Origin of the sequence: Ureibacillus thermophilus (assembly GCF_004331915.1) — a bacterium.
Lineage (GTDB): Bacteria > Bacillota > Bacilli > Bacillales_A > Planococcaceae > Ureibacillus > Ureibacillus thermophilus.
The window spans coordinates 1,893,626-1,920,345 of record NZ_CP036528.1; the positions used below are offsets into that span (position 1 = coordinate 1,893,626).

Consider the following 26,720-nt stretch of genomic DNA (forward strand, 5'->3'; position numbering starts at 1 on the left):
ATTTATGATATTGTATGGCATTATATTTTAAAGTGTCAACCTTTGGGAGGGTCTGAAATGAAAAAGAATATTGCTGTTTCGCAACATCGCCAAAAAGCAGATTTCATATTACGAAATGCGAAAATTGCAGATGTTTTTTCCCTTAAGTGGAAAGAGGCGGATCTTGTCGTTGCCAATGGAAAAATTATCGCCCTTGATACGGAAGGGAAGTATGAAGCGGAAAAGGTGGAGGATGCCAGAGGACGATGGGTCATTCCTGGTATGATTGATACCCATATTCATATCGAATCAACGATGCTCACCCCTGAACAGTTCAGCCGAATTATATTGCCTTTCGGTGTCACTTCCGTCATAGCGGATCCCCATGAAATCGCAAACGTCTCCGGAACAGAGGGCTTAAAATATATGCTTGATGCCGCAAAAAACAGCCCCCTAGATATTTACTATATGCTTCCATCAAGCGTGCCGGCCACTTCCTTTGAACATGCAGGTGCAGTGTTGAAAGCGTCCGATTTAGCGCCGTTTCTAAAAAATGAACAAGTGCTTGGAATTGCAGAAGTGATGGATTATCCAGCGGTTTTATCCTGCGATGAGGAAATGCTTGCGAAAATTCAGCTAGGCCATGAACATGGCATGATGATCGACGGCCACGGCGCTGGTTTGAATGGACAACAATTAGCAGGTTACCGTGCAGCAGGCATTCATACGGACCATGAATGCATCACGCTAGAAGAAGCGTTGGAGCGCATTGAAATGGGAATGTATGTATTAGTACGGGAAGGTTCTGCATCGAAAAATCTAAAAGCTTTGCTCCCCGCAATCACCCCTTATAACGCCCGCCGTTTTGCATTTTGCACAGATGACAAACATTTAGATGAAATCATTCAAGAAGGCACCATCAACCATAGTGTGAAATTGGCCATTGCGGAAGGAATTGAAGTGCTTCAAGCAATTCAATTGGCCACATTAAATGCGGCTGAATGTTACCGCCTATACGACAAAGGAGCTGTTGCACCAGGATTTACGGCAGATTTTGTTTTATTGGATGATTTGGAAGAAATGAAGATTGCCGCAGTATGGAAAAATGGTGTAAAAGTTGCGGAAGACGGAGAAATGTTGCTTCCAGAAACGGCTCCAATCGATGTGCCTGCCCGCATTTGCCATTCAGTCCATTTGCCAGAAGTAAAGGTGGATGATTTGGCATTGCCATTAAAAAGCTCCTTTGTAAACATCATTGGCATTATTCCGAATCAAATCGTGACTAAAAAATTGCAAGACTATGTGGATGTACAAGACGGAAAGTTCGTGCCAAATATAGAAAAGGACTTTTTAAAACTCGCTGTCTTTGAAAGACATTTGCACCGCGGAACAAAAAGTGTAGCTATTGTACATGGCTTGGGACTAAAAGCGGGAGCCATTGCCACAACAATAGCCCATGACTCTCATAATGTTATAGCAGTTGGTACAAACGATAAAGATATGGTGCTTGCCTTAAATGAAATTCAAGCCATTCAAGGAGGACTGGTTGTTGTAAAGGATGGCAAAGTGTTAGCGAACCTAGAGCTGCCTGTTGCAGGACTCATGACGAATATTCCTGCCCGAGAAGCTGCCGAAAAACTGAGAGCATTGCATGATGCATTACATGAATTAAATCCACCCCTTCATTTCCACCTATTTTTGACATTATCTTTCTTAAGCCTTCCAGTTATTCCAGCATTAAAGCTCACAGATACCGGATTATTTGATGTGGAACAATTCCGGCATATTCCTATAGAAGCGGAACAGCCTAGCCAAATCAAAATCAGCAGCTAACGAGTTTTATTCTATTTTGCCTTGATTAGCAGCAAGCTTTTCAAGGTTTTTATTTTGATGAAAGGTGAAATCATGCGGCTATGCCATTTATAAAAAAATACCCATTTTTTATACATTTTGGATGAAGATTTCTTGGGTAAATTGACTTTCAATTCTGAAATTTGTTAATATATCAAAAAAGCATGAGTAGGTGATTTATTCATGTCAAAGATGTATGAATTGAAAGAAATTTATTCCAATATTGAGAAAGCTTGGGCACAACAAGAAAAAGCGGTTTTAGTTATTTTAACGGATGTGAAGGGCTCGGCCTATCGTCTGCCAGGGAGTAAAATGCTGATGACATCAAGCGGAAAAATGGTTGGGACGATTAGTGGAGGATGTTTAGAAGCGGATTTATACGCTTGGGCTGAAAAAGTATTTGAATCCAATCAACCCTTCGTGCATCAATATGATTTAAGCGATACCGAAATTTGGAGCTTAGGCATTGGTTGCAAGGGTGATTTGCAGTTTTTATTTTTGCCGGTTCTGAAGGAAGATCCATCATGGCGGACTATCCAGCAATTGATACAGGAAGAAAAGGAGTTTTCGATGGTGATTAATATGAAAACAGGTGGAAAAGCAATTCTAGCAGAACAATTTTTTGAAAATCAAGAAATTCCAGAAGCAGTTTTACAAGAGGCGAGACAATTAGCAGAACATCAAACTCGGGCAAAAGTGTTCACATATGAAAAAATTCCATATTTGATTGATGCAATTAAGTCAAGTGAACGCGTAGTGGTTGCAGGCGCCGGGCATGATGCAATTCCGGTGGCAGAGCTTGCCCATCAAGCGGGATTTAGAGTAACCGTGATTGATAGCCGCACCCATTTCAATAATGATAAGCGATTCCCCAATGCCATCCATATTACAAAAGAGTTTGATGAGATTTCCCGGAAAGAATTTTCGAATAGTTGGTGGGTGATTATGAATCATCATCAGCTGAAGGATGAGGAAGCGCTTCGACTTGCCATCGAGAGCAAACCAAAATATATCGGTGTATTAGGTCCAAGATATCGGACAGCGGAAATGTTAGAACATATTGGTTATGATTTCGCAAGTGGTCCGATTTACTCGCCGGTAGGATTGGATTTAGGAGCAGAAACCATGTATGAAGTTGCAGTAAGCATTGTATCCGAAATGATGAGTTTACGTGCAGGGCGGACAGCTCAATCCCTTCATGGCAGGGAAAAAATCCATGTGTAAAATTGGAGCCGTTATTTTAGCAGCAGGAAAATCCACCCGCATGGGAAAACCAAAGCTTTTATTACCATATAAAGGAAAACCTCTTTTTATGCATCCACTTCAACTAGCACTCCAACATCAATTGCATCCTATTGTTTGTATTACAGGTTGTTACCATGAACAAATGAGACACCTATTATCTCCTCTTGAAAAGGATGTGGCAGTAGTATTCAATTCCTCTTTTGAAAGCGGGATGGCCTCTTCTTTAAAAATCGGTATCCAATCGATGCCAAAACAGGTCGATGCGGCGCTAATTTTTTTAGGAGATCAGCCCCTTATACCAGAAAAAGTGGTGCAAAGAATCATGAAGGAATTTAAAAAAAGCAAAAGGGAAGGAATCAAAATTATTCGGCCGCTATTTGGCAAGCGGTTGGGGCATCCGATTTTATTTGAAAAAAGCCTATTTCGAGAATTTGAAGGATTAGAAGGAGATGAAGGAGGAAAATCCATCATCAATCGGCACAAAGAGGCTTTAAAGCTTTTGCACTTTGAAAGGGAGGAATGGGGAATCGATATTGACACGGAAGAAGAATACAGGATTTTAATTGAAAAGGACTGAGGAGCGATGACGATTTTTGACGCATGCGCTAGACCACTCCATAGTGTAAGAATTTCCGTAATCGACCGCTGCAATTTGCGCTGCACTTATTGCATGCCTGCTGAAGTTTTCGGAAAAGATTATCCCTTTTTGCCGGCTAGTAAATTATTATCCTTTGATGAGATTGAAAGGCTAACGCGGATTTTTGCATCCCTCGGAGTCAGAAAAATTCGTTTAACAGGGGGTGAACCGCTGCTCCGTAAAGGGTTGACGAAACTTGTTGAGCGATTGTTGAACATCAAAGACATTGAAGATGTATCCATTACGACAAACGGGTTGTTACTTGGGGTGTATGCTGCGCGACTTGCAAAAGCCGGCTTGAAACGCATTAATGTAAGTTTGGACAGTTTAAATCCCCAAATCTTCGGCCGGATGAATGGGCGCAATGTTTCGGTGGAAAAGGTGCTTTCTTCCATTGAAAAAGCGGCAGAACAAGGTTTGAAAATTAAAATTAATATGGTTGTGCAAAAGGGCATAAATGATGGGGAGATTTTAGAAATGGCGAAGTTTTGTTATGACCATGATTATACATTGCGCTTTATTGAATATATGGATGTGGGGAATACAAACAGTTGGGAGCTGTCGCAAGTTTTTCCCAATAGAGAGATTCTAAAAATTCTCAAGCAGCACTATGAAATCATCCCTGTTTCTGATATGGAAATGGGGGAAGTGGCAAAACGGTACAAATATAAAGGAACCCATAAAGAAATCGGCTTCATTTCATCTGTCACAGAACCTTTCTGCTCGGGCTGTAACCGGCTGCGCATTTCTGCAGATGGTAAACTTTATACTTGTTTATTTGCATCCCAAGGAAAAGATTTACGGCATTTGTTGCAAAAGGGCAGCGATGAGGAACTGAAACAGATGATTTCAACTATTTGGCAAATGCGAAAAGATCAATATTCAAACGAACGGGGTTCAATGGTCAACAATAAAAGCAAAATAGAAATGTCATACATTGGTGGTTAATATTTTTTATTTTTCTTTTTATTCCAGGTAAGTCTCTTTGTTTACATTATTTAAGCTGATCGGCTAACGAATATGCAAGTTTTTTCGACGAAATCTAAATCCTCTTAGAAGCTGCAAATCGTTTATTTCCTCTAGAAAAACATTTCCTCTCAGAAACTGGCATGTTAGTTTTTGTGACATCAATTTGTAAGATTTTTTATTATGTTTGTTTAATATATACAAAAAAATTCTTAATTTTTAGTGATTGTATTGATAGTTATTCCATTTTTCTGTTGATATCATGTAATAAAATCTTACATGAAAATTGAAATGAAAAGGAGGAGTGTGAATGGCGGTTCAAAAAGTTTCCTCTCAAATCTCGACTGTTTGGATACCATCCAGCATACAAGAAGCGGTTTCGCTAAAAAATCGTCTTGCCCCGGATGCAGCATACGTTTCAGGTGCAACATTGCTTCAACTTAAATGGCAAGCAGGCGTAGAGATGCCAAAGCATCATATTAGTTTGGAAAAAATTCCTGATTTACGGCAGCTGAACGTAGATAAGGGCCATTTAGAAATTGGTGCGGGTACGACACTAAGCACATTGCGTAACCATTCTGTGATCAGAACGGTACACCCAATCATTTCGGAAGCTGCAAAAACCATTGCAGCGCCAGCCGTTCGAAATCGAGGAACAGTAGGCGGCAATGTCATGTGGGGGGAAGGGGATTTAATCCCTTTGTTATTAACCATGGAAGCCCAGTTGACATTCTTTGCAAAAAATGGCTTTCAAACCGTTGAAATGGCAGATTGGTTAAACAGCTCCGATTTTCGCGATGTATTATTAGTAAAAGTGGCCATTCCTGAAAGAGATTCCTCCACCCAATCCTTTTACAGAAAAATTGGCAGAAGGGAAACATTCACGGCAGCAATTGTAACCATTGCCGGTCAAGTGCGGTTTTCCAATAAAGATGGGTTTACGGAAGTTCGTCTTGCCATTGGCGGAGGAAGCAATAAACCTTTGAGGCTTGTTAAAATAGAACAATATTTATTGGGAAAATCAGTGGAGAAAATCCATTGGCCAACTGTTTATCAATGGATTTTAAAGGAATTTCATCCGTCAAGCGATGCATTTGTCTCTAGCGAGTATAAGAAAAAAGTGGCTGCCAATTTAATCATTTCGGAACTTCGGCGGTTGTTGTTCCTACAAGAGGAGGCATGTGTATGAAAGGAAACATACAAGAAAAGGAAAAACGCATTCGGCCAGATGGTGTGGAAAAAGTAACAGGAAAAATAAAATATTTAACAGATTTATCATTTCCAAACATGCTTGTTGGCAAAGTGCTTCGAAGTGAATATCCCCATGCTAAGATTCTTTCCATCAACACAGAAAAAGCAAAACAAATTCCTGGTGTTCATGCGGTGATTACCCACGAGGACATACCAGCAATGAATGGATTCGGTTTAGTAACGCCGGACCAACCGGTATTTTGCGTCGATCGAGTGCGCTATATCGGGGATGCCATTGCGGCAGTGGCAGCTGAAAGTCTTGAAAGTGCCGAAGAAGCATTGCGTTGTATTGAAGTAAAATATGAGCCTTTGGAAGTGCTGGATAGCCCAGAAAAAGCATTGCACCCGGATGCAATCAAACTGCACCCACAAGGCAATATTTGCCATAAAGCTTCCTATAAAAAAGGAAATGTGGAAGAAGCGTTTAAACAATGTACTTACATAATAGAAGAAACTTACGAACTTCCAAGACAAATGCATGGGTTTATTGAAACTGAAGGAGGCGTTTTTGTTCCAGATGAAGACGGCGGCATCACGGTGTTTGCAGGCACACAGCACGGATTTAAAGACCGCTTTCAACTTTCAAGAATTTTAGGAATTCCTGAAACGAAAATTCGGGTGATTTCCAGTCCAATGGGCGGCTCATTTGGCGGAAAGGATGAATTGAATATCCAACCTTATGGCTCACTGCTTGCCCTTAAAACGGGACGCCCTGTGAAAATTCACAATACAAGAGTGGAATCTGTTCGAGCTGGAATAAAGAGACATCCGATGAAAATTACCATGAAAACCGGCGTAGATGCAAATGGCAAGCTCCTAGCGCACAAAGTCAACATCGTGGCGGATAAAGGGGCTTATACGACATTGGGTCCGGCAGTATTAGATTTCGCCGTTGAACATGCAGCAGGGCCGTATATGATACCAAATATCGACACAGAAGGGGTATTAGTTTTCACCAATAATGGAATGTCTGGAGAGTTTCGTGGATTTGGCGGCAATCAGGTAACCTTTGCTTTAGAAGGGCAACTGGATCGTTTAGCGGAAAGGCTTCAAATGGATCCTATTGAGTTACGGCGAAAAAATTTAAGAAAAGAAACGGACTTGGGGCCAGTAGGGCAAATGATCGCTCCAACCGATGGCGCTTCACTTGTATTAGAAGGTGTAAGCAAATTGATGAACACCAACCGAAAGCAACAGGATGAGCAGCCTTGGATTTTTAAAGGCACAGGAATAGCTATTGGCATGCATGGCGGAGGTCTCGGAAAAGGGCGAATTGACCATGCAGGAGGACGGTTGTCATTAGCGAAAGATGGGAAAATTGAAATTTCCTTTGGTTTTGAAGAATGCGGCCAAGGATTAGTGGCAGTGATTGAAAATTTAACGATTTCAGAGCTTGGATGCGGCAAAGATGATATTCGGATTGTCATCAGCGATACAGATCGGGTGCCGATTTCCGGTTCATCCACTGCTTCACGCAGCACGAATATGGTTTGGCAATCTTTAAAAAGATTAAAAGAACCATTTATGAAAATGTTATACGAAGAAGCTGCTGAACTGCTGAAATTGCCGGAAGATGAAATGACATTGGGCGTCGGCGGCATATGGCTTAAAGGTCGATCAGATGGTCCGTGTATCACGTATGAAGAAATGGCGAGAAAATCCGAAAAGGAACTTTCCTATACAACGAATTTCCATTTCCCTATTACACCAACCCCTGATGCCATACCTGGTGCACATTTTTTATATACCTTTGGCGGCATCAAAGTGGACGTGGAAGTAAATGGATTAACAGGCAAAGTGATAGTAACATCCATTGACCATGTAATTTCGGCAGGGCCGGTGGTGAGCCCGAATGGCTACGTTGGGCAAATTGAAGGCGGCGGGGTCATGTCCCTTGGGTATACATTGCTGGAAGAAGCAAAAATGATTGATGGAAAATATGCATCAGAAAATTTTGATACGTATTTGATGCCAAATATTGTAGATGTACCATTCGATACAAATGTTTATGCCATTGAGGAATTGGCTGAAGGAGATGAGTATGGGCCTAGAGGTGTAGGAGAAATTGGAACAATCGCCATTATCCCTGCTATTGCCAAAGCCGTTCATGATGCAACCGGCCTTTGGATCAATAAACTTCCGATTTCGCCAGAGGAATTGCTAAATCATATGGAACAAAAGGGGATGATTCCATGGGTATTAAACAAGATGTGAAATTAGAAATGTCGGCTTTACATTATGAAAACCTTATGACGTTAAGCGTCCGAATCAACGATGAAAAAGTGGAAGTCAAAGTGCCGCCGACGCTATCGCTTGCGGTCATTTTAAGAAATTATTTTCAATTGACTGGCACGAAAATTGCTTGCGGCATTGGACGATGCGGCGCTTGCTCCATTTTGCTGGATGATGAGCTGGTCAATGCTTGCTTGGTGATGGCTTACCAAGCTAATGGTAAAAGCATTACGACCATTGAAGGGCTCAGCAAACTATCTTTAGATGAGGTACAGGAAGCCTTTTTAAAACAAGGCGGTTACCAATGCGGATATTGTACACCAGGGATGATTATGGCGGTAAAGGCAATGTTTGATCGAAACCCACATCCCCAAGAATCGGATATTGAAGAAGCGTTGGCGGGCAATTTATGTCGCTGTACAGGATATGGAGGCATATTACGGGCAGTCAAATATGTTATGAATCAAAAACATTATTGAAAGGAGGGGATTTCATGGAATCACCGCTCTATGCCATTGACATGCAGGATATTGTAAAAAAATTCGGCAGCGTTATTGCTCTTGACCATGTGAACTTTCAAGTGAAAAAAGGAGAGATTCATGCGTTATTAGGGGAAAATGGCGCCGGCAAAAGCACCATTATGAGTATATTATCAGGAATTTATCGGGCAGATAGCGGAACGGTTGCCATTAATGGAAAGATGGTGGATATCCGTTCTCCAAAAGAGGCAATAGAATTAGGGATTGGAATGGTCCATCAAAACTTCCGCTTAGTAGATTCCCTAAATGCTATTGAAAACATCATTTTAGGGGAAACAAAACATAAATGGCGCGGCGCTTCCTGGATGAAAAAGAAGAAGCAACAAATAGCAGAAATTAGCGAGCGGTATGGATTGATTTTTCCAACCGATGTCCCGATTTGGCAACTATCCGTTGGGGAGCAGCAGCGGGTTGAAATTGTCAAAACCCTCTATAAAGAGGCAGATATTATTATTTTTGATGAACCGACATCGGTGTTGACGCCCGGGGAAGCCGAGCAGCTTTTTGTTACAATGCGCGCTTTAAAAAAAGCTGGAAAAACGATGATTATCACAACTCATAAATTAAAAGAAGTTATGGCCGTTGCCGATCGCATTTCTGTCATGAGAAAAGGGAAGATGATTGCCCAATTCGATCGGAAGGAAACAACAATGGAACAGTTGGCAAATTTAATGGTTGAAAATGCAGCAGCACATGAAATTCCTATTCCTTTTCTTCCATTGGGAAAACCTATTTTGGAAGTGAAAGATTTAACCGTAAAAACAAAGCAGCATTATGAGGCGCTGAAAGGAATCGAGTTTACCGTTCATGAACATGAGATTGTAGGAGTCGCCGGTGTTGCCGGAAATGGTCAAAAACAGTTGGCCGAGGCGTTAACCGGATTAATTCCTTGGACACAAGGGTCAGTCACATTAAATGGAGAAAAGCTAGCCTCCACAACGGTAAAAGAGTTGATTGATAAAGGCGTTGCTCATATCCCCGAGAATCGCATGAAAAGCGGTTTAGCTGGAAGTTTAGGTTCGGTCGATAACTTGCTAATGAAGTCGTATCGAACAAATCAGCGCACAAAATATGGACTATTGAAGAAAAAGCAAAATGACGCATGGGCCATGGAGCTAATAAAAAAATTTAATGTACGGACGCCTGATTTAATAAGCCCTGTACGCCAGCTTTCAGGCGGCAATCAGCAAAAGCTGCTGTTTGCTAGAGAAATGGATTTGAATCCAAAGCTAATGATTGCTGTGCATCCTACCCAAGGGCTTGATGTCGGGGCGACAAAAGCTGTACATGAAATGCTTTTATCCCTGCGGCAAAAAGGAAGCGGCGTATTGCTGATATCTGAAGATTTAGATGAAATTTTGCAGCTGTCGGATAAAATTTTAGTTCTTTACAACGGCCGCATCACGGGTGTATTGAGCCGTCAAGAAGCGACAAAAGAATGGATTGGCCGATTGATGGCCGGATTAACATATGAAGCGGAAGCGGGTGGCAGAAATGATTCAAAAATCGTCGTATGACAAATTATCACCAGACCTTCAACCCTCAAGAAAAAAAGCATTCTTCTTTCCCTATAGTTTGCAATATGATCCCCATAAAAAATCGAATCCATGGCTGGTGCCAATTTTATCTGTAGTTGCAGCTTTATTCATTTGTTCCGTTTTTCTATTATTCAATGATTATAATCCGATAGAAGTTTATCAAAGAATGTTTTCAAGCGCCTTTGGTTCCAGTTTTGGCATCAGTGAAACGATTGTCAAAGCCATTCCATTATTATTGTGTGGTTTAGGTGTGGCCATTGCTTATAAAATTGCTATTTGGAATATTGGGGCGGAAGGGCAATTTGTATTAGGAGCGATTGGGGCAACAGCCATTACCATTTATTTTCCTAATTTGCCTGGAGTCCTGTACATTCCATTGATGATGTTTGCAGGAATTGCAACAGGCGCCTTATGGGGATTATTTACCGCCATTCCTCGAACTTATTTTAAAGTGAATGAACTCATTACTTCCCTCATGTTGAATTATGTGGCATTGCTTTTGCTCGACTACTTAGTCTATGAACCTTGGCGCGATCCGGAAGGGTTCAATTTTCCGGGCACCCCTCAGTTTACCCCCTTTCAAATGTTAGCGAATATCGGAAGCACCCGTCTTCATTTTGGTTTGATATTTGCAATTGCTGCTTTGATTATATTTGCCTTTTTGCTGACAAAAACTCGCTGGGGATATGAATTGAAATTATTAGGGGCAAATAAAGAGGCAGCTCAAAATGCCGGGATTCATATCAACCGACATATTTTGCTTGTGATGCTAATCAGCGGTGGTTTGGCAGGATTTGCAGGGGCAATCGAAGTTTCAGGTGTAGCCCATCGATTAATGTATGGCATTTCACCGGGATATGGTTATACCGCCATCATTGTGGCATGGCTCGCGAAATTAAATCCTTGGGCAATGGTAATCACTTCTCTCTTTATTGGCGCTTTAATTGTCGGGGGCTATAGTGTGCAACTGATTGGGCTGCCATCCTCATTTTCGTCCATGATTCAAGGACTGATTCTCATTTGCTTATTGAGTGGTGAAATGCTCAGCAAATATCGATTGAAAAGAATGTAATGGTAAAAGGAGGCTACCGCTATGGACGTCATTCCACTGATACTTGTAGCAGCTATTTCCGGAGGGACAACGCTTTTATTTGCCGTACTGGGCGGCATTTTAAATGAAAAAGCGGGCGTCACCAATTTAGGCACGGAAGGAATTATGTTGATGGGGGCTGTGATTTCAGCAACCACTTATATTCGGACAGAAAGTATTTTGTTTGCGGTTTTCGTCACGTTGATTGTAGCAGGCATATTAGGACTTGTTCATGCGATACTTTGCGTTACTCTCAGGACGAATCAAACGGTGACAGGGCTTGCCATGACGCTCTTTGGAACGGGTTTTAGCGCATATTTAGGAAAACCGGTGGCAGGATTGCCGATTTCTGCAAAGATCCCCTCTTTTGATATACCAGGTTTGAGCGCCATTCCATTCATTGGCGTCATGTTTCAACAGTTCAATCTATTTATATTGTCAAGTATTTTACTTGCCATTTTCTTATATGTTTATATGTTTAAAACCTCTTGGGGGCTCCATCTGAAAGCAGTAGGCGATAACCCATCCACATCGGATGCGATGGGGATTTCGGTTGTAGGTATCCGCTATTTTCATGTGATTGCAGGTTCCATGCTCATGGGGTTGGCCGGCTGTTATTTAGTGATGGTGTATTCCCCTAGCTGGATTGAAGGGATGACGGCAGGAAGAGGATGGATTGCCATTGCTTTAATCATTTTCGCTCGTTGGAATCCATTATTTGCAATTTTTGGTTCTTATTTCTTTGGCGGTTTAGATTCCCTCGGCTTCCGTTTGCAGCTGGTGGAGATTGCGGTGCCATCCTATTTCTTGAAGATGATTCCATATATTGCAACCATTCTAGTGCTGATGTTTATTGGATGGAAAAATCGCCATAAACCTTCAATCGAGCCAAAATCTTTAGGCATTCCTTATTTTCGTGAACAACGCTTTTAATTAAAGGTGGTGGTGTGAAGGAGAAGATGCTTTTTTTAAAAATGGAAAATTGCAGGAAATGGAGGAAAATGAAATGGAATTCAGAAAAAAATGGATTAGCCAATTCTTATTTGCTACTTTCATGCTTGTTTTGCTTTTTGCATTAACTGCTTGCTCACAAGGTTCAGATAGCAGCGAAGGGACAAAGGAGAAGGAAGAAAATACGGCAGCAGAAAATTCATCAGATGATTCCAAAGAGAAAAAAATGCCTAGAGTGGCCTTCGTCTATATTGGCGTACCTTCTGATGGCGGTTGGACGAAAACCCATGATGAAGGACGGGAACTCGTTGATAAAACTTTTGGCATCAAATCGACAACAGTTGAAAATGTGCCAGAAGGTCCGGATGCCGAGCGCGTCCTCGAAGAATTAGCGCAAGATCATGATATTATTTTTGCGACAAGCTATGGTTACATGGATTATGTCATCAATGTGGCTAAAAAATATCCGAATGTAACATTCCTTCATGCAACAGGCTATAAAAAAGCTGAAAACGTTGGCACATATCAAGTGAAAGGCTGGGAGTCCAGCTATTTAGCGGGTACCGCAGCTGGTTTGCTGGCGAAAAACGGAAAAATTGGATATGTTGGGGCATTCCCAATTCCAGAAGTCATTTATTCCATCAACGCCTTTACATTAGCAGCAAAAGCAGTAAATCCTGATGTTGAAGTATCCGTAGTGTGGAGCAACACTTGGTTCGACCCAACAGCTGAAAAACAAGCAGCTGAAACTTTGCTTGATCAAGGCATTGATGTACTAGCAAACTATCAAGATTCTCCAACAGGCATCCAAGCAGCGGCTGAACGCAATGTTTGGGGAATGGGCAACGATGCGGATATGAGTGCTTATGCACCTGAAACATATATTACAAACCCGATAATTAACTGGGGCGACTACTATGTTCAAACCGTTCAAAGCTGGATTGATGGTAGATGGAAATCTGAGTCTTATTTGGGCGGATTGAAAGAAGGAATGGCCAATATTGCCCCATTCGGCAAAAATGTTCCGGATAAAGTAAAACAAAAAGTGGAAGAAGTCAGAAAATCCATCATGTCTGGCGAAACTGTAATTTTCAAAGGCCCACTTTATGACAACACTGGACAACTTCGTGTAGCGGAAGGCGAATCTTTAACAGATGAGCAAATTTTATCCATGGATTGGCTTGTAGAAGGCGTAAAAGGCAGCATTCCGAAAAATTAACGTTTTCGAAATTTGGGCTTCCAAAAATAAGATACCCTGTAAAAGTTAGATGCTTATCTAATTTTTACGGGGAATTTTTTTCTTTAGTTTGAAGATTGATATAGTTATAGTTAATATTAAAATTTTTTAAAAGGGTGAAATAAACAAATACAGCGCCTACTTTATAAATATTGAGATAACTGCCATTTTTCCTTTTCTTTTTTAAGGTTCTATCTGTTGTTTGTTGGAATAACAGAAGAGGTCTTTATTGAAAATGAAAAACCTCCCATGAAATAGTTTATTGCAATTTCATGGGAGGTTTTCGTTGGAAGGATAGATTTTATCCCAACCTCATTAAACGAAATTTAATATGGAATTTTTTCATCTGCTCGTTCCCAATATTCAAAGGGTTTTAAATAGCCTTCTGGTTGAACTTGTTTCATTTCGATAAAACGTTGGGATTTATCTTTTGCTAATTCTTCATATATGAAATGATCATCGAATCCAATTTGAGCTGCATCGTGTTGGGTCGCTGCATAATAAATTTTTTCAATTCTTGCCCAATAAATCGCGCCTAAACACATAGGGCATGGTTCACAGGAAGTGTAAATCTCGCAATGATCTAATTGGAATGTATTTAAATTTTTACAAGCATCGCGAATCGCCATAATTTCCGCATGGGCAGTCGGGTCATTCTTCGTTGTTACAGAATTTTTTCCAACCCCTACGATTTTTCCATCTTTCACAATAATGGCTCCAAAGGGTCCTCCATTTTTCGATTGTGCGCTTTGTAAAGCCATTTCCACCGCTTGGCTCATCAACTTTTTTTCCATCGAAATCCCTCCTTTTCTCTTAATGTAACATTCTGAATTTTTTTGAAATATAGTTAAACTGACTAAAAATATTGGGCACATTTGACAATTGCACCGATGCAATTTGTATGAAAATTATTTACAATAGGTGCAAATATAGGAGGAGTTGTACATGAACGAGATTTATAGGAATGAAAAAGTGGAAATGGCCCCTTTAAAAGAAGGGCGATTGTCAGGATATACCTTTGCGGTGAAGGATGTATTTGCCGTGGAAGGAGAAAAAAACAGCGCAGGAAATCCAGATTGGCTGGTTACTCATGAGGCGAATACATTCACGGCGCCGGTAATCGAGCACCTGCTCTTGAATGGAGCAACTTTAAAAGGGCTGACCCATACAGATGAGCTGATGTATAGCTTAAATGGTGAAAACATTCATTATGGCACGCCGCCAAATCTGCTTCATCCGGACCATATTCCAGGGGGATCATCGAGCGGTTCTGCCAGTGCGGCGGCGGAGAGGGATTTTACCCTTGGCACAGATACTGGCGGTTCTGTTCGTGTACCGTCCAGCTACTGTGGTCTATATGGCATCCGACCAACCCATAATGCTATTTCGATGAAAGGTGTCATACCCCTTGCCCCAAGTTTTGATACGGTCGGCTGGATGTCCAAATCGAGCCGCATATTGAAAGAAGTGGGAGATGTTTTGTTGCATGATGAAATCATTGAGTTTACAAACATCACCATTGATCTGCAAGGTTGGAATTTTTTGCAGCCAGAGGACCGGCATTATTTAGAGGCGGCAATAAACAAATTAGAGGTTGAAACTAAGGAAATAACAGGGCCATTGGAAGAGTGGGCGACCTTATTTCGAACAATACAAGGAATTGAAATTTGGAAAGTCCATGGGGAATGGATTCGTTCTGTAAAACCAACTTTTGCACCGTCCATAGAAAAACGTTTTCAATGGGCAAGTACACTGGATGCAGGTATGTATGATGAGTTGAAGTTAAAGCAATTGGCTATTCAAGAGTATTTGCAAAAACAAATAGGAGAGAAGGGCTTGCTTGTCATTCCAACAACTCCTTCCATAGCTCCTAAGAAAAAGGCAACATCTGAAGAAGTGGAAGACGTTCGTACCAAAACGATGCAGCTTACCTGCATTGCAGGGTTGAGCGGTTTTCCGCAAGTGACCGTTCCTATTATGCGGGCAGATGGATTAGCGCTAGGATTATCCTTTATCGCGACAAGGGGACGGGACCGTGCTTTGCTTCATTTTGTAGATCAATATTTTGGAAGCTAGCAGGTAAGATGATTAGTCAAGAATTTATCATGACACAAAGGGTTTAAATAGGATGAAGGGGGAAATGAAATGCAGTATCGTGCAACAACAATGGGGGTTAATGGTATGGTGACAACCCCTCATTATTTAGCTTCACAAGCAGCATTAAAAGTTTTACATAATGGGGGAAATGCAGTCGAAGCAACGATTGCGGCCGCTTCGGTTCTTGCCGTCGTCTATCCGCATATGAACAGCATTGGCGGGGATAATTTTTGGTTGATTTATAATGCGAAAACTAAGGAAGTCAAAGCATTAAACAGCAGCGGCCGTGCCGGGGAAAAGGCGACCATTGATTTTTATAAACAACAAGGTTTCGATAAAATTCCAGCCCGTGGAGCCCTTTCTGCCAATACCGTTCCAGGAGCGGTAGCCGGGTGGGGAGAAGTGCACCTGTATGCGGAAAAGGAAATGGGTAATGGATTGACTTGGCAAGAGTTGCTGGAGCCGGCGATTGGTTATGCGAGGGACGGCTATCCCGTTACAGAAAGCCAACATTATTGGACAACTGTGAATTTAGAAGAAGATGCAGAGTTTCGTGGTTTACATCGTTTTGATGAGTTTGCCCGCATCTTTTTGCACAACGGAAAAGTCCCGAAAGTCGGTTCCATTTTCAAACAGCCGGATTTAGCGGATACGTTGGTCTATATTGCTGAAAATGGAGCAAAAAGTTTTTATGAAGGCGAGATTGCCGAAAAAATCGTGAAAGATTTGGAACGGTTGGGAGGCATCTTAACAATCGATGATTTTAAAGCTCATAAAAGCGACTGGGTCGAACCGCTTTCCGTTGATTACCGCGGATATAAGGCGTATAATTTGCCGCCGAATACCCAAGGATTTGCGAGCCTGTCCATTTTAAATATATTAAACCATCTAAATCTTCAAGAAATTGAAGAAGGTTCGCCGGAATATTATCACATCTTAGTGGAAGCGGTGAAACTTGCCTTTATGGATCGGGACCAATATTTAACAGACCCGGAATTTGTCGAAATTCCTCTCGATGATTTATTAAGCCCGGAACATGGCAAAGAGCTGGCGAATCAATTAAAACAAAACCTTCAGGCAAGAAAGTTGCAGCCCCTTGATGCAAAGGGCGATACGGTATGGTTTGGCGTTGTGGATAGAGAAGGGAATGCGGTTTCCTGCATACAAAGCATTTATCATGAATTTGGCTCAGCCATTATTCCTCGGGGCACTGGCGTGGTTTTACAAAATCGGGGCAGCTTTTTCTCATTGGATGAAAATCATGTCAATTGTTTAGCGCCGAGAAAACGTACATTGCATACGTTGAATCCTGCCATGCTCTTAAAAAATGGCCGTCCCGTTCTTGTATACGGAACGATGGGTGGGGAAGGGCAGCCGCAAACACAGGCGATGCTTGTAACCCGCATTATTGATTATGGAATGAACGTGCAGGAAGCTATTGAAGCCCCTCGTTTTCTATACGGTCGCACATGGGGAGCCTCATCAAATACATTAAAACTGGAAGGACGCATTCCTCCAACGGTTCAATCTAAGCTTCGAGAGTGGGGACATGAAATTGAGGTACTTCCAGACTTCACAGATACGATGGGGCATGCCGGGGCAATTTGGATTGACCAAGAAACAAATGTAAAATTTGGCGGTGCTGATCCTCGTGGAGATGGGGCTGCAATCGGTTATTAAAATACAAGGCTGCTCGAAGGAGAGCGGCCTTTTCTATAGGGGTGAGAATATGTGGAAAAGGCAAAAGGAAATTTTTATTGCATTTTTTCGTTCTGGAATATTAGGGTTTGGCGGCGGTCCATCTTCCATTCCACTTATGCATAAAGAAGTAGTGGAAACCTTTGAATTTATGAACGATGAAGAATTCAGCGACTGTTTGGCCATAGGAAATACGCTGCCTGGTCCAATTGCTACTAAAATGGCCGGCTATATCGGCTATCGGGTCGGAGGGATGTTAGGATTGCTGAATGCATTAATTGCCACCATCCTTCCTACAGCGGTCGTTCTGATTTTATTTTTAACGGTGCTTCATGAATATAGTGATTTGCCCTTTATTCAAGGCATGACAAATGGCGTTGTACCAATTGTGGGGGTTATGATGTTTGTTTTAACATGGGAATTTATAAAAAAGGGGAAAAATGCCCTCGGATGGAAAAAAGGGATGTTGATTTTTTTAGCTTCATTTGCGGGGATTTGGCTGTTCCATATCAATCCGGGCATAATCATTGCCCTACTGCTTGGTCTAGCCCTGTTATTACCGTTGAAAAAGGGGGATGAAGCATGATTTATATACAAATATTTTTGGCCTTTTTCATCCCCAATATTATCGGTTATGGGGGCGGACCAGCAGCGATTCCACTGATTGAACATGAAGTAGTGGATCGCTATCGCTGGATGACGACAGAAGAGTTTTCGGATGCATTGGCTCTTGGCAATGCGCTTCCTGGCCCCATCGCAACAAAAATGGCGGCCTATATCGGATATGAGCAGGGAGGCGTTTTAGGAGCAATCATTGCGCTGTTTGCAACAGTAGGCCCTTCCTTAATTTTAATGCTCTTATTGCTTGGACTTTTGTATCGAAATCGCAATTCGCCGCGTGTCAAACGTTTGTCGACTTTTGTTTTGCCTGCCATTGCCATTTTAATGGCGGAATTGACATTTGATTTCTTTCAAACTTCCGTTGAGTTGATTAACTGGCTGCCAACTATTTTCATTGCTTTTATTGCCTATTTTGCTTTGGAAAAATGGAAGGTGCATCCGGCTGTAGTGATTGGAATCGGACTTGTTGCGGGAGGATTGTTTTTAAGTTAAAGGGGAGTCTTTAAGGATTCTCCTTTTTTGTAGGAAAAGTTCATAGAACATGAGAAAAACCGATCTGCTTTTTTCAGATCGGTTTTTTTACTAGGCAACGGGAGTGGAGGAGGATGGTAAATCTGCTATAAATTCTTCCTCTTGATATTCATAGAATTCTTTTAAAATAAATGCTTTGTCTTCTACAAACAATTCATCTGCAATGCCTTTCACTAGTTTTGGAATGGCAAAACGGATGCCGGATAAAGCGGAAGCAGAAAGGCCGCAGCTCACTAATGCCGAATAGTTGAAGGCGAAAATGCCGCGCACTCGGTTTTGGCCATCTTTATCCAAAGGGACAAATTCGAATTCTGGAGTTAAATAAGGATGGCGGTCGACTAATGGATTGCGGATTTCATCAGGGGCCTTGATGACATCTCCCCATGTGGCAATTGACTTGTGAATCAGGCGCAGTTCAGGGCGTAAACTTGGATCTGAAATAAGACCGGTGCTAATAATTAAAAAATCGTATTCGTATTCATCGTGAGGGGTTACGACTTTAACGCCATTTATTGTCGGTTCAACGGAAAGCCATGGGGAATCTGTAAAGAGTGCAAAACCAGGGAAGCTTGCCGCACGCTGGAAAGTATCATTCGTCGGAGGTTGATTGTATTTAAAGAAATGGGAGATGACAGCGTATTTTTCAATATCGGATAATGTATGGAAGCGTTCGATGATGCCTGAATGTTCCAGGTGGCGAATCGGATTGATTCTTTGCATTTGTTTGCGGCGAATAAACACATGCGCTGCTTTCGCCCCATGCAATAGAGCATAGTTGGCATTGTCAAAGGCTGACGCACCGCCGCCTAAAATTCCAATCCGTTTTCCTTTCAACTGCTGAAAATCGATTTGTTCAGACGTGTGGGCATATAAATGTTTTGGCAATTCTTTGATAAATGCTGGCACATGCCATTCTCCACCGCCTTGTATGCCTGTGGCCAATACCACTTTTCTTGCGAGTATAACCTTTTGTTCACCTTTTTCGATAACATGGAGTTTATGGTATCCTTCATCAGTCGGTTCAATAAGGTCCAGTTTCACTTCATTTTTTACGGGAATCTTCAGCACGTTTCTATACCATTTTAAATACTCCATCCAATCGGTGCGGGGAATTTTATCAAGCTTCTCCCAAGCTTCGGCACCATTTTTTGCGATATACCATGATTTGAACGTTAGAGAGGGCACTCCTAAGTCAATGGAAGGAAGTTCTTTTGGGGTGCGGAGTGTATACATGCGGGCGTAAGTAATCCAAGGGCCTTCAAAGCCTTCCGGATTTTCATCGATGACAAGGAAATTCGTAATCCGCTCCCGCATTAAACCGAAAGCAGTTCCTAACCCGCTTTGACCCCCGCCCACAATGACCACATCGTAAACATGCCCTTCCTTAGTCAATTTTGGCTTTACCCATTCTTTTTTGCTGAGTGAAATGGAGGATAAATCGGACAGTACTTGTTTATTTAGCTGTAGTAAACTCATTGGCTACATCTCCTTTATGCAGAATTGTTTAAATTGCATATTATCACGAATTTTCAGAAAAACATTTAGATAATATGACTAATAATGTTGCAAGTATTGTAGAGGTTTAACAAAGGGTGCTAACTGCCGCGGTAAACTTGATAACCCCATGGAGAAACGAGCAGTGGGACGTGGTAATGGCCGCCGCATTCTTCCATCGTAAATTGCACTGGAACAGTAGTTAGGAAAGGGGGATTAGCAAGGGGAGTCTGCAAAGATTGAAAATAGTCGGCAATATAAAAGACTAGTTGATAAGTAGTAGGCTGCCAATCATCCTCTGCGATCAGTTTTTCATCGGTGCGCCCGTCCGCATTGGTTGTGACGGTTTTGACAAGCTTCCATTCTTTTTCTTCCGTTCTGCAATAAAGCTCAATTTTTACATTTTGCGCAGGTTTACCATGAACTAAATCCAATACATGGGTAGAAAGTGAAGGCATCCAAAATTCATCCTTTCTTTTTTAATCTGATGCAGCAATCTGGTTAAAACGGTTCCGTGCAATTTTATAGATTTCATTTAGGGCTGTGTGGAATTCGACAGTTTTGTTGTTTTGAAGCCTCGATTCCATAGCTTTCATAATAGACTGTTTATCAAGACCCGCAACGAAAATGATAAAAGGAAACTGGAATTTTTCTTTATATTGTTTGTTTAGTTTCGTCATCGTTTCGAATTCTTCAGAAGTGAGCGAATGAAGGCCGGCAGAAGCTTGCTCCTTTTGGGAATAATTGCTCATGGAGATGCGGCTAGCAAGCTCTGGATGTTTTAAAATTAACTTCTCTTTTTCTTCTTCACTAGCCTTTTCCACAATATTGCGCATTGCTTCAAAAGCGCTCTCCATGGATGGAAAAGGCCTTAATTGAGCCGCTTTTTCCGCAATCCATGGAGAATCTTCAAAGATTCCACCAAATACTTCTACAAATTGTTCTTCCGTGAATTGATTAATGTCTTGTAATGTGGCCATTTCAACAACCTCCCAATATAAACTGTAAAAACTAAGACGACTCAACTTTTATGTCATCTTTTATCAAAAATAAATAAGAATTTCATCTATGTCTTTGGAGAAAATAACGAATGGTTTTGCCCTGTTTGGATAGGGTAACTAAACTATTGCTCTAAAATGAGATGATTGCGGATGCGCAAAGCTAGGCGAAGTTGGATGGTTACTTCCGGATCTTTCAAATCTTTTTGGAGAAGTGCGCTACATTTTTCCAACCGGTAAATCACCGTATTGCGATGGACAAAAAGCTTTTTCGCTGTCTCAGAAATTTGGCAATGATTTTCTAAATACTCATACAACGTTTCAAATAAGATTTGCTGTTCTTCCATCGGCAAAGCAAGCAATGGTTTAAAAATCATTTGTTGGTAGTTCCTTAAATCATTTTCTGGAATCATTTGAAGCAGCTCGTCTATTTCTTTAATGGTATAGAAGGATATAAGCGGGGATTGAGGGCTGATAAAATGTACGGCACTTTGGGCTTCTTTCATAGCCCGGTGGATGTCGAAAAAGTTTGGAATCATATTGCTGGCTCCAAATGATATTGTTTGGTGGAAATATTGCTTAATGGACATGGAAAGTTCTTTAAATAACTCAGTGATGAATAATTTAAAATCCATTTCGGGATATTGCAGTTCATATAAAAAGACAAGGTCGTTTTTCACTGTAAAAATGTGCATATGAATCCAAGGGCTTTGCAGCGATTCCTCGCAAAAACTATGAATTTGGTCCAGCAATTGCTGCATTTGATAAGGATGCAAGTTGCCGATATGTCTTAGCCGCCCAACGATGCAGACATACGCCTGAAGTAACGGAATATGAAGTTCTTCCGCTTTGCTTTTAATCGTATCATTGGTGATTTGCGGAATCTCCAGCAAGTCTGAAAATTGCTGATTGCGGATTTTTCGCTTTTGCTGCTGCAAGGCTTTTTCCTGCAAGATGGCAAAAGACAGTACATTAATAGCCTGTTCAATTAATAAACGCAGCTGTGTATCGTTTGGTTCAACCATGCCTTCAATCAATAAAAAATGCTTTCCAGAATTAATGTTGATGGGGAAAAAAGAGTAGGTACTCCGATTGTCTAGCAATGAAAAGTGCCAAGAAGAAGTTGAAAAAATCGGGATTTCGAAATGGTGCTCCATCATTTTTTGGATGGATGCTAAGGCTTGAATGTATTGTTGAGATGAGTGGTAGGGGCGCAAATACGAATTGATTAAGTAGACTTCCCGTTTGATGAGGGAGGACAAATGTTTCACTAACTGGTTGATTCCTTGCCCTTTAAAAATAATATCCGTAAATTGGCGATGGGCATTCATTGCATAGGTCAATAAGGCAGCCTCGCTATGCAAAATAAACTGAGTGACAATCAAGTTAATCTCACCGAGGGATAAATGTTCCGGCAATTCAATAAAAGGCACTTCCAGCTCATCTGCCAGTTCCAAAATATCTTTCGGAAATTCGTAAAGAAACCGATTTTTTTTAATGCCGATACCCGCACATTCCTTTTTCGCCATTTCGATAATCAATTCTTTAAAATAAGCTAAGTTATTTTTTAAATGGTAGGCAGTCGTAATGATAAATTGGTCTGGATTTAAATATGGGATTATATCTGGAGCATCCATCATGGTGATGGTGCGGATTTGTCGATGTTTCGCCCTTTTGCCGGCAACAATCTTAATAGGCTGTAATTCTTTTTGATTTAATAATTGGGCAATGTCCATGGCATCACGCTCCTTCATTCAACTAAAAAAATACTTATGTAAGAAAATCTAACATAGAAAAGAAGATTCGCCAAGAGTGATTGTGCAAATTATCTAAAAATTTATGCTTTTTTAGCAGTTCTACCAGTGATGATGGTGAAATCATTCTTTAAAATTTGAGCTAATCAACCATGAAAGGTGGAAAAAACATGATACATGAACAACTTTCTTCCATCCACTTAGAACATGAATGGACCATCGAATCATTGATTGAGTGGTTAGCTCAATTTGGGAAAACCGAAGAAGGCGGCGTTACCCGTTTACTATATAGCAATGTGTGGCAAAAGGCGCAGCAAGCCTTGCAGCAAAAAATGGCCCTTGCTGGATTGACCGCTTATTGTGATTCTGTAGGAAATTTGTTTGGGCGAATCACAGGCACTGAAAAACCGAATGAAGTAATTTTAACCGGTTCGCATATTGATACGGTTGTGCAAGGAGGAAAATATGACGGGGCATACGGAGTGTTAGCAAGCTTGTTGGCAGTGCAAAGGCTCCTTTCCACCTATGGGCCTCCCAAAAAAACGTTGGAAGTAGTTTCCCTTTGCGAAGAAGAAGGCAGCCGTTTTCCGCTGACTTTTTGGGGGTCTAAAAATATTGTGGGGGAATATGATTTGTCGGATATTGAAGGCGTAAGGGATGCAGATGATATTTTATTTCAAGATGCAATGAGAGAAGCCGGTTTTCCTTTAGAAAATTATCAATCCTTGAAACGTTCTGATATCGTCCATTTTGTGGAGGTACATATTGAGCAAGGTCCGATATTGGAAAAAAAAAACAACAAGTTGGCATCGTGACGCATATCGTTGGGCAGCAGCGCTACATGATTACCTTTTTTGGCCAGACGAATCATGCGGGCACTACGGAGATGGCTGGCAGAAGCGATGCAATGGTAAGCGCCGCCAATGCCATTACGAGGTTGACTTCTTTGGCGAGTGAAAAATATGCTCCGGATTTGCGGGCAACGGTCGGCATGATAAAGGCTAAACCAAATGTTTCCAATGCCATTGCAGGAGAGGTATGTTTTACGATTGATATACGCCATCATGACCAGACAGTCATCGATCAATTTGTAAAGGAAATGCACCGTATTTTGAAGGATATCGATAAAAAATGGAACGTCACCCATCAAACGGAACTTTTTGCTATGGATGAACCGGTGCCGTTGGATAAAAAAATGCAAAAAGTGGCAATGCAGCTGGCGAAGAAACGCAAGTTGAAGGCCATTGAAATGGTAAGCGGGGCAGGGCATGATTCCCAAGTATTTGCCAAGCATGTCCCCACAACTCTTCTTTTTGTTCCTAGCCGCAACGGAATCAGCCATTCGCCATTGGAATTTACTGAAGCGAAGGAACTAGAGAATGGGGTCCGTTTATTGCAGGACATTTTATACTATTTAGCATATTGAAAGGGCGTGTAATCCATGAAAATGAAACCTTTGCAAGTCCCAAAACGCACTATTATGACGCCTGGGCCGGTGGAGGTGGACCCTCGTGTTTTGCAGGCAATGAGCACCCCTATTTTAGGGCAATTTGATCCTTGTTTTACAGATATTATGAATGAAGTGATGGAAATGCTGAGGGAATTGTTCCAAACGAAAAATCATTGGGCATTCCCCATTGATGGTTCTTCCCGTTCCGGCATTGAAGCCTTGCTTTGCAGCGTCATAGAACCAGGGGATAAAGTGCTTATTCCCATTTTTGGACGGTTCGGCCATTTGCTTGTTGAAATTTGTGAACGTTACGGAGCCGATGTATATACGATGGAATGTCCATGGGGCGAAGTGTTTGACCAGCAGAAAATCATTGCCAAAGTAAAGGAAGTAAAGCCGAAAATCGTTGCCATTGTACATGGCGAAACCTCTACAGGATGTATGCAGCCGCTCAATGAACTGGGGCCTGCATGCCGCGAATTAGATGTACTATTAATTGTCGATGTGGTGGCATCCATTGGAGGGGCCAATGTAATGGTGGATGAATGGTGTTTAGATGGAGTGATTGGCGGCACGCAAAAATGTTTATCTGTTCCATCGGGCATGGCACCGATTACTTATAATGACCGCATCGAAAAAATTATTTTATCCCGAAAAAAAGTCGAAGCGGGCATTGCAACGGCAGAGGATATAGCATTGGGAAACAAGAAGAACCGTATCCATAGCAACTACTTCGATTTGGCCATGCTGCAAGATTATTGGAGTCCGAGAAGATTAAACCATCATACGGAAGCAACATCGATGCTTTACGCACTGAGGGAAGGGCTTCGACTTGTATTAGAAGAGGGTTTATATGAACGATTCGGCCGCCACCAATACCACGAAAAGGCGCTTATAGCAGGGTTGAAAGCGATGGGGCTTGAAATATTTGGCGATGAACATCATAAACTTCCGACGGTCACTTGCGTCAAAATACCTCTTGGAATCGATGGAGATTGGGTGCGGCAAATGATGCTTGAGCAGTTTGGCGTTGAAATCGCTTCTTCTTTCGGGCCTTTACATGGTAAAATTTGGCGTATCGGAACGATGGGTTACAGCTGCCGAAAAGAAAATATATTATCCGTATTATCTGCACTGGAAGCTTGTCTAATACGTGCGGGGGCAACTATACATCGGGGTGAAGGATTGCAGGCAGCCCTTGATTATTATGAAGCCCCGATTGCGGCAAAGGAGAATGCCAATGTTTGATTTGTTAGTGAAAAACGGAAAACTTGTTTGTGAGAAGGAAGTTATTTTGGCCGACTTAGCTGTAAAGGATGGGGCCATTTGTGCGATTGGCAAAAATTTAGGGGAAGCTGTCCAAACAATCGATGCTCAAGGAAATTTGATTTTCCCGGGCGGAATTGATGTGCATGTGCATTTCAATGAACCCGGAAACGAAGAATGGGAAGGATTTGAGACTGGTTCCCGCTTACTTGCAGCAGGCGGCATTACCCGTTATTTTGAAATGCCGCTAAACAGCAATCCCCCGACTATTGATGTTGGAGCCCTTCGTTTAAAGAAAGAGCTAGCAAAGGAAAAGAGCATTATTCCTCCTTACTTTTGGGGAGGCCTTGTCCCGGGAAATGTCCAGCAGTTGGCAGCTCTTGCGAAAGAAGGGGTTGTTGGATTTAAAGCGTTTTTATCCAATTCCGGCTTTGAACCTTTTCCGTCAGTGGAAAAGGAAACATTGCTTGAAGGTATGCGTGAAATTGCCCGCCTCGGAAAAATTTTAGCATTGCATGCGGAAAGCAATGAATTAACGGATTTTATGCAGCGGGAAAAACGGAAGAAAGGAAAAACAACGCCTCAAGATTATGCGGAGTCGCGTCCTATTATAGCTGAAGTGGAAGCGGTCCATCGTGCGCTCTATTTTGCAGAGTTGACAGGATGTTCCCTACATTTTGTTCATATTTCTAGCGCTAAAGCAGTGGAATTGATTCAAGAGGCAAAATCACGCGGAATGGATGTGACGGTTGAAACATGCCCCCATTATGTATGGTTTAATGATGAAGCATTGAACGAGCGCGGAGTACTAGCAAAATGTGCGCCTCCTTTACGGCCGGAAAAGGAGCGCAAACAATTGTTGGATTGTCTCTTGAATGGCCAAATCGACATGGTTGCATCCGACCATTCCCCATGTCCCCCTTGGATGAAAGACTTAAAGAATCAGAATTTCTTTGAAGCATGGGGAGGTATCAACGGTGGACAATTTACACTTCTTGCCTTGTTGACATTATGCGACCAACATCAAGTTTCCTATGTCAATGTAGCCAAGTGGCTGAGTGCTAATCCAGCAAAACGTTTTCAACATGAAAGGGTAGGCCGTTTAGAAGTCGGGTGTGATGCGGATTTCACCATTGTGGCAAAAAAGCCGTTTACAGTGACACAGGAAAATCATTTTGCGAAACATAAAGCGACCGTTTATGAAGGTGAAACATTTCACCATACGATTGTTGCAACCTATTGCAAAGGGCGATGTGTTTATGAGGAAAGTGGGCATCCTATTTAACTTTTGTATG

Annotated in this window: 22 protein-coding genes and 1 pseudogene; 18 read left to right on the forward strand and 5 right to left on the reverse strand. The window is 41.7% G+C overall.

Features of this window, described 5'->3' with window-relative positions; translation table 11 throughout:
* Positions 1-57 precede the first annotated feature (57 nt).
* From ade to DKZ56_RS09405, 11 genes are all read left to right on the forward strand, one after another.
* A complete protein-coding gene (gene ade, locus DKZ56_RS09355; RefSeq protein WP_208649746.1) occupies positions 58-1,812 on the forward strand; it encodes an adenine deaminase in 1,755 nt (584 codons plus the stop codon).
* A 201-nt stretch (positions 1,813-2,013) separates the two neighbouring features.
* A complete protein-coding gene (locus DKZ56_RS09360; protein ID WP_208649747.1) occupies positions 2,014-3,054 on the forward strand; it encodes an XdhC family protein in 1,041 nt (346 codons plus the stop codon).
* Positions 3,047-3,652, forward strand: a complete 606-nt coding sequence (locus DKZ56_RS09365; protein WP_208649748.1) for a nucleotidyltransferase family protein — start codon at positions 3,047-3,049, stop codon at positions 3,650-3,652. The genes DKZ56_RS09360 and DKZ56_RS09365 overlap by 8 nt, the downstream gene beginning before the upstream one ends.
* Before the next feature lie 6 nt (positions 3,653-3,658).
* Complete coding sequence (gene moaA, locus DKZ56_RS09370; RefSeq protein WP_208649749.1) at positions 3,659-4,660, forward strand: GTP 3',8-cyclase MoaA; 1,002 nt, start codon at positions 3,659-3,661, stop codon at positions 4,658-4,660.
* Positions 4,661-4,988: 328 nt separating this feature from the next.
* Positions 4,989-5,867: an FAD binding domain-containing protein gene (locus DKZ56_RS09375; protein WP_208649750.1), complete on the forward strand. Its 879-nt coding sequence runs from the start codon at positions 4,989-4,991 to the stop codon at positions 5,865-5,867.
* Positions 5,864-8,143 carry a xanthine dehydrogenase subunit D gene (gene pucD / locus DKZ56_RS09380; RefSeq protein WP_208649751.1) on the forward strand — a complete coding sequence of 760 codons (2,280 nt, stop codon included), beginning with the start codon at positions 5,864-5,866 and terminating at the stop codon, positions 8,141-8,143. Before DKZ56_RS09375 ends, pucD begins: the two co-directional genes overlap by 4 nt.
* Before the next feature lie 8 nt (positions 8,144-8,151).
* The gene (locus DKZ56_RS09385) at positions 8,152-8,640 is read left to right on the forward strand and encodes a (2Fe-2S)-binding protein (RefSeq protein WP_390263324.1); all 489 of its coding nucleotides are present in this window, start codon (positions 8,152-8,154) and stop codon (positions 8,638-8,640) included.
* A 14-nt stretch (positions 8,641-8,654) separates the two neighbouring features.
* On the forward strand, positions 8,655-10,217 hold the full coding sequence (locus tag DKZ56_RS09390; protein WP_208649753.1) for an ABC transporter ATP-binding protein: 1,563 nt from the start codon (positions 8,655-8,657) through the stop codon (positions 10,215-10,217).
* Entirely contained in the window at positions 10,195-11,310 is a 1,116-nt protein-coding gene (locus tag DKZ56_RS09395) for an ABC transporter permease (RefSeq protein WP_208649754.1), read from the forward strand. The genes DKZ56_RS09390 and DKZ56_RS09395 overlap by 23 nt, the downstream gene beginning before the upstream one ends.
* Before the next feature lie 21 nt (positions 11,311-11,331).
* Complete coding sequence (locus tag DKZ56_RS09400) at positions 11,332-12,261, forward strand: ABC transporter permease (protein ID WP_208649755.1); 930 nt, start codon at positions 11,332-11,334, stop codon at positions 12,259-12,261.
* Positions 12,262-12,334: 73 nt separating this feature from the next.
* Entirely contained in the window at positions 12,335-13,498 is a 1,164-nt protein-coding gene (locus DKZ56_RS09405; RefSeq protein ID WP_208649756.1) for a BMP family ABC transporter substrate-binding protein, read from the forward strand.
* 344 nt (positions 13,499-13,842) lie between these two features.
* On the opposite strand, the gene DKZ56_RS09410 is transcribed toward DKZ56_RS09405, so the two are convergent.
* A complete protein-coding gene (locus DKZ56_RS09410; RefSeq protein WP_208649757.1) occupies positions 13,843-14,310 on the reverse strand; it encodes a nucleoside deaminase in 468 nt (155 codons plus the stop codon).
* 151 nt (positions 14,311-14,461) lie between these two features.
* Here DKZ56_RS09410 and DKZ56_RS09415 point away from each other — a divergent pair, with 151 nt between their 5' ends.
* From DKZ56_RS09415 to DKZ56_RS09430, 4 genes are all read left to right on the forward strand, one after another.
* Positions 14,462-15,592 (forward strand): amidase, encoded by a 1,131-nt coding sequence (locus DKZ56_RS09415; RefSeq protein ID WP_208649758.1) that lies wholly within the window; start codon positions 14,462-14,464, stop codon positions 15,590-15,592.
* Positions 15,593-15,661: 69 nt separating this feature from the next.
* Positions 15,662-17,293, forward strand: coding sequence for a gamma-glutamyltransferase (gene ggt, locus DKZ56_RS09420; RefSeq protein ID WP_208649759.1), 1,632 nt, complete (start codon positions 15,662-15,664; stop codon positions 17,291-17,293).
* A 49-nt stretch (positions 17,294-17,342) separates the two neighbouring features.
* Positions 17,343-17,897 carry a chromate transporter gene (locus DKZ56_RS09425; protein WP_208649760.1) on the forward strand — a complete coding sequence of 185 codons (555 nt, stop codon included), beginning with the start codon at positions 17,343-17,345 and terminating at the stop codon, positions 17,895-17,897.
* Entirely contained in the window at positions 17,894-18,424 is a 531-nt protein-coding gene (locus tag DKZ56_RS09430) for a chromate transporter (RefSeq protein WP_208649761.1), read from the forward strand. Before DKZ56_RS09425 ends, DKZ56_RS09430 begins: the two co-directional genes overlap by 4 nt.
* A gap of 90 nt (positions 18,425-18,514) precedes the next feature.
* Here the strand turns inward: DKZ56_RS09430 and DKZ56_RS09435 are convergent, their stop codons facing one another.
* The 4 genes from DKZ56_RS09435 to DKZ56_RS09450 all read right to left on the reverse strand — a co-directional run bounded on the left by DKZ56_RS09435 (position 18,515) and on the right by DKZ56_RS09450 (position 22,691).
* A complete protein-coding gene (locus DKZ56_RS09435; RefSeq protein ID WP_208649762.1) occupies positions 18,515-19,939 on the reverse strand; it encodes an NAD(P)-binding domain-containing protein in 1,425 nt (474 codons plus the stop codon).
* Between the two features lie 119 nt (positions 19,940-20,058).
* Positions 20,059-20,415 (reverse strand): hydroxyisourate hydrolase, encoded by a 357-nt coding sequence (gene uraH, locus DKZ56_RS09440; RefSeq protein WP_208649763.1) that lies wholly within the window; start codon positions 20,413-20,415, stop codon positions 20,059-20,061.
* Positions 20,416-20,436: 21 nt separating this feature from the next.
* On the reverse strand, positions 20,437-20,937 hold the full coding sequence (gene uraD / locus DKZ56_RS09445; protein ID WP_208649764.1) for a 2-oxo-4-hydroxy-4-carboxy-5-ureidoimidazoline decarboxylase: 501 nt from the start codon (positions 20,935-20,937) through the stop codon (positions 20,437-20,439).
* 143 nt (positions 20,938-21,080) lie between these two features.
* A complete protein-coding gene (locus DKZ56_RS09450) occupies positions 21,081-22,691 on the reverse strand; it encodes a PucR family transcriptional regulator (RefSeq protein WP_208649765.1) in 1,611 nt (536 codons plus the stop codon).
* Positions 22,692-22,879: 188 nt separating this feature from the next.
* On the opposite strand from DKZ56_RS09450, the pseudogene allC reads away from it, so the two are divergent.
* The 3 genes and pseudogenes from allC to allB all read left to right on the forward strand — a co-directional run bounded on the left by allC (position 22,880) and on the right by allB (position 26,710).
* A pseudogene (gene allC / locus DKZ56_RS09455) lies at positions 22,880-24,135 on the forward strand (allantoate deiminase).
* Positions 24,136-24,150: 15 nt separating this feature from the next.
* On the forward strand, positions 24,151-25,407 hold the full coding sequence (locus DKZ56_RS09460) for a pyridoxal-phosphate-dependent aminotransferase family protein (protein ID WP_208649766.1): 1,257 nt from the start codon (positions 24,151-24,153) through the stop codon (positions 25,405-25,407).
* Positions 25,400-26,710: an allantoinase AllB gene (gene allB, locus DKZ56_RS09465; RefSeq protein WP_245989400.1), complete on the forward strand. Its 1,311-nt coding sequence runs from the start codon at positions 25,400-25,402 to the stop codon at positions 26,708-26,710. The genes DKZ56_RS09460 and allB overlap by 8 nt, the downstream gene beginning before the upstream one ends.
* The last annotated feature ends 10 nt before the right edge of the window (positions 26,711-26,720 follow it).

What these genes read in the sequence shown, in the direction of transcription:
- DKZ56_RS09375 (WP_208649750.1), top strand. Translation starts at nt 4,989, where the DNA reads ATGGCGGTTCAAAAAGTTTCCTCTCAAATCTCGACTGTTTGGATACCA.
- DKZ56_RS09365 (WP_208649748.1), top strand. Translation starts at nt 3,047, where the DNA reads ATGTGTAAAATTGGAGCCGTTATTTTAGCAGCAGGAAAATCCACCCGC.
- pucD (WP_208649751.1), top strand. Translation starts at nt 5,864, where the DNA reads ATGAAAGGAAACATACAAGAAAAGGAAAAACGCATTCGGCCAGATGGT.
- DKZ56_RS09400 (WP_208649755.1), top strand. Translation starts at nt 11,332, where the DNA reads ATGGACGTCATTCCACTGATACTTGTAGCAGCTATTTCCGGAGGGACA.
- DKZ56_RS09360 (WP_208649747.1), top strand. Translation starts at nt 2,014, where the DNA reads ATGTCAAAGATGTATGAATTGAAAGAAATTTATTCCAATATTGAGAAA.
- DKZ56_RS09395 (WP_208649754.1), top strand. Translation starts at nt 10,195, where the DNA reads ATGATTCAAAAATCGTCGTATGACAAATTATCACCAGACCTTCAACCC.
- DKZ56_RS09460 (WP_208649766.1), top strand. Translation starts at nt 24,151, where the DNA reads ATGAAAATGAAACCTTTGCAAGTCCCAAAACGCACTATTATGACGCCT.
- DKZ56_RS09430 (WP_208649761.1), top strand. Translation starts at nt 17,894, where the DNA reads ATGATTTATATACAAATATTTTTGGCCTTTTTCATCCCCAATATTATC.
- moaA (WP_208649749.1), top strand. Translation starts at nt 3,659, where the DNA reads ATGACGATTTTTGACGCATGCGCTAGACCACTCCATAGTGTAAGAATT.
- DKZ56_RS09450 (WP_208649765.1), bottom strand. Translation starts at nt 22,691, where the DNA reads ATGGACATTGCCCAATTATTAAATCAAAAAGAATTACAGCCTATTAAG.
- allB (WP_245989400.1), top strand. Translation starts at nt 25,400, where the DNA reads ATGTTTGATTTGTTAGTGAAAAACGGAAAACTTGTTTGTGAGAAGGAA.
- ade (WP_208649746.1), top strand. Translation starts at nt 58, where the DNA reads ATGAAAAAGAATATTGCTGTTTCGCAACATCGCCAAAAAGCAGATTTC.
- DKZ56_RS09390 (WP_208649753.1), top strand. Translation starts at nt 8,655, where the DNA reads ATGGAATCACCGCTCTATGCCATTGACATGCAGGATATTGTAAAAAAA.
- DKZ56_RS09405 (WP_208649756.1), top strand. Translation starts at nt 12,335, where the DNA reads ATGGAATTCAGAAAAAAATGGATTAGCCAATTCTTATTTGCTACTTTC.
- DKZ56_RS09415 (WP_208649758.1), top strand. Translation starts at nt 14,462, where the DNA reads ATGAACGAGATTTATAGGAATGAAAAAGTGGAAATGGCCCCTTTAAAA.
- ggt (WP_208649759.1), top strand. Translation starts at nt 15,662, where the DNA reads ATGCAGTATCGTGCAACAACAATGGGGGTTAATGGTATGGTGACAACC.
- DKZ56_RS09425 (WP_208649760.1), top strand. Translation starts at nt 17,343, where the DNA reads ATGTGGAAAAGGCAAAAGGAAATTTTTATTGCATTTTTTCGTTCTGGA.
- uraD (WP_208649764.1), bottom strand. Translation starts at nt 20,937, where the DNA reads ATGGCCACATTACAAGACATTAATCAATTCACGGAAGAACAATTTGTA.
- DKZ56_RS09435 (WP_208649762.1), bottom strand. Translation starts at nt 19,939, where the DNA reads ATGAGTTTACTACAGCTAAATAAACAAGTACTGTCCGATTTATCCTCC.
- DKZ56_RS09385 (WP_390263324.1), top strand. Translation starts at nt 8,152, where the DNA reads ATGTCGGCTTTACATTATGAAAACCTTATGACGTTAAGCGTCCGAATC.
- DKZ56_RS09410 (WP_208649757.1), bottom strand. Translation starts at nt 14,310, where the DNA reads ATGGAAAAAAAGTTGATGAGCCAAGCGGTGGAAATGGCTTTACAAAGC.
- uraH (WP_208649763.1), bottom strand. Translation starts at nt 20,415, where the DNA reads ATGCCTTCACTTTCTACCCATGTATTGGATTTAGTTCATGGTAAACCT.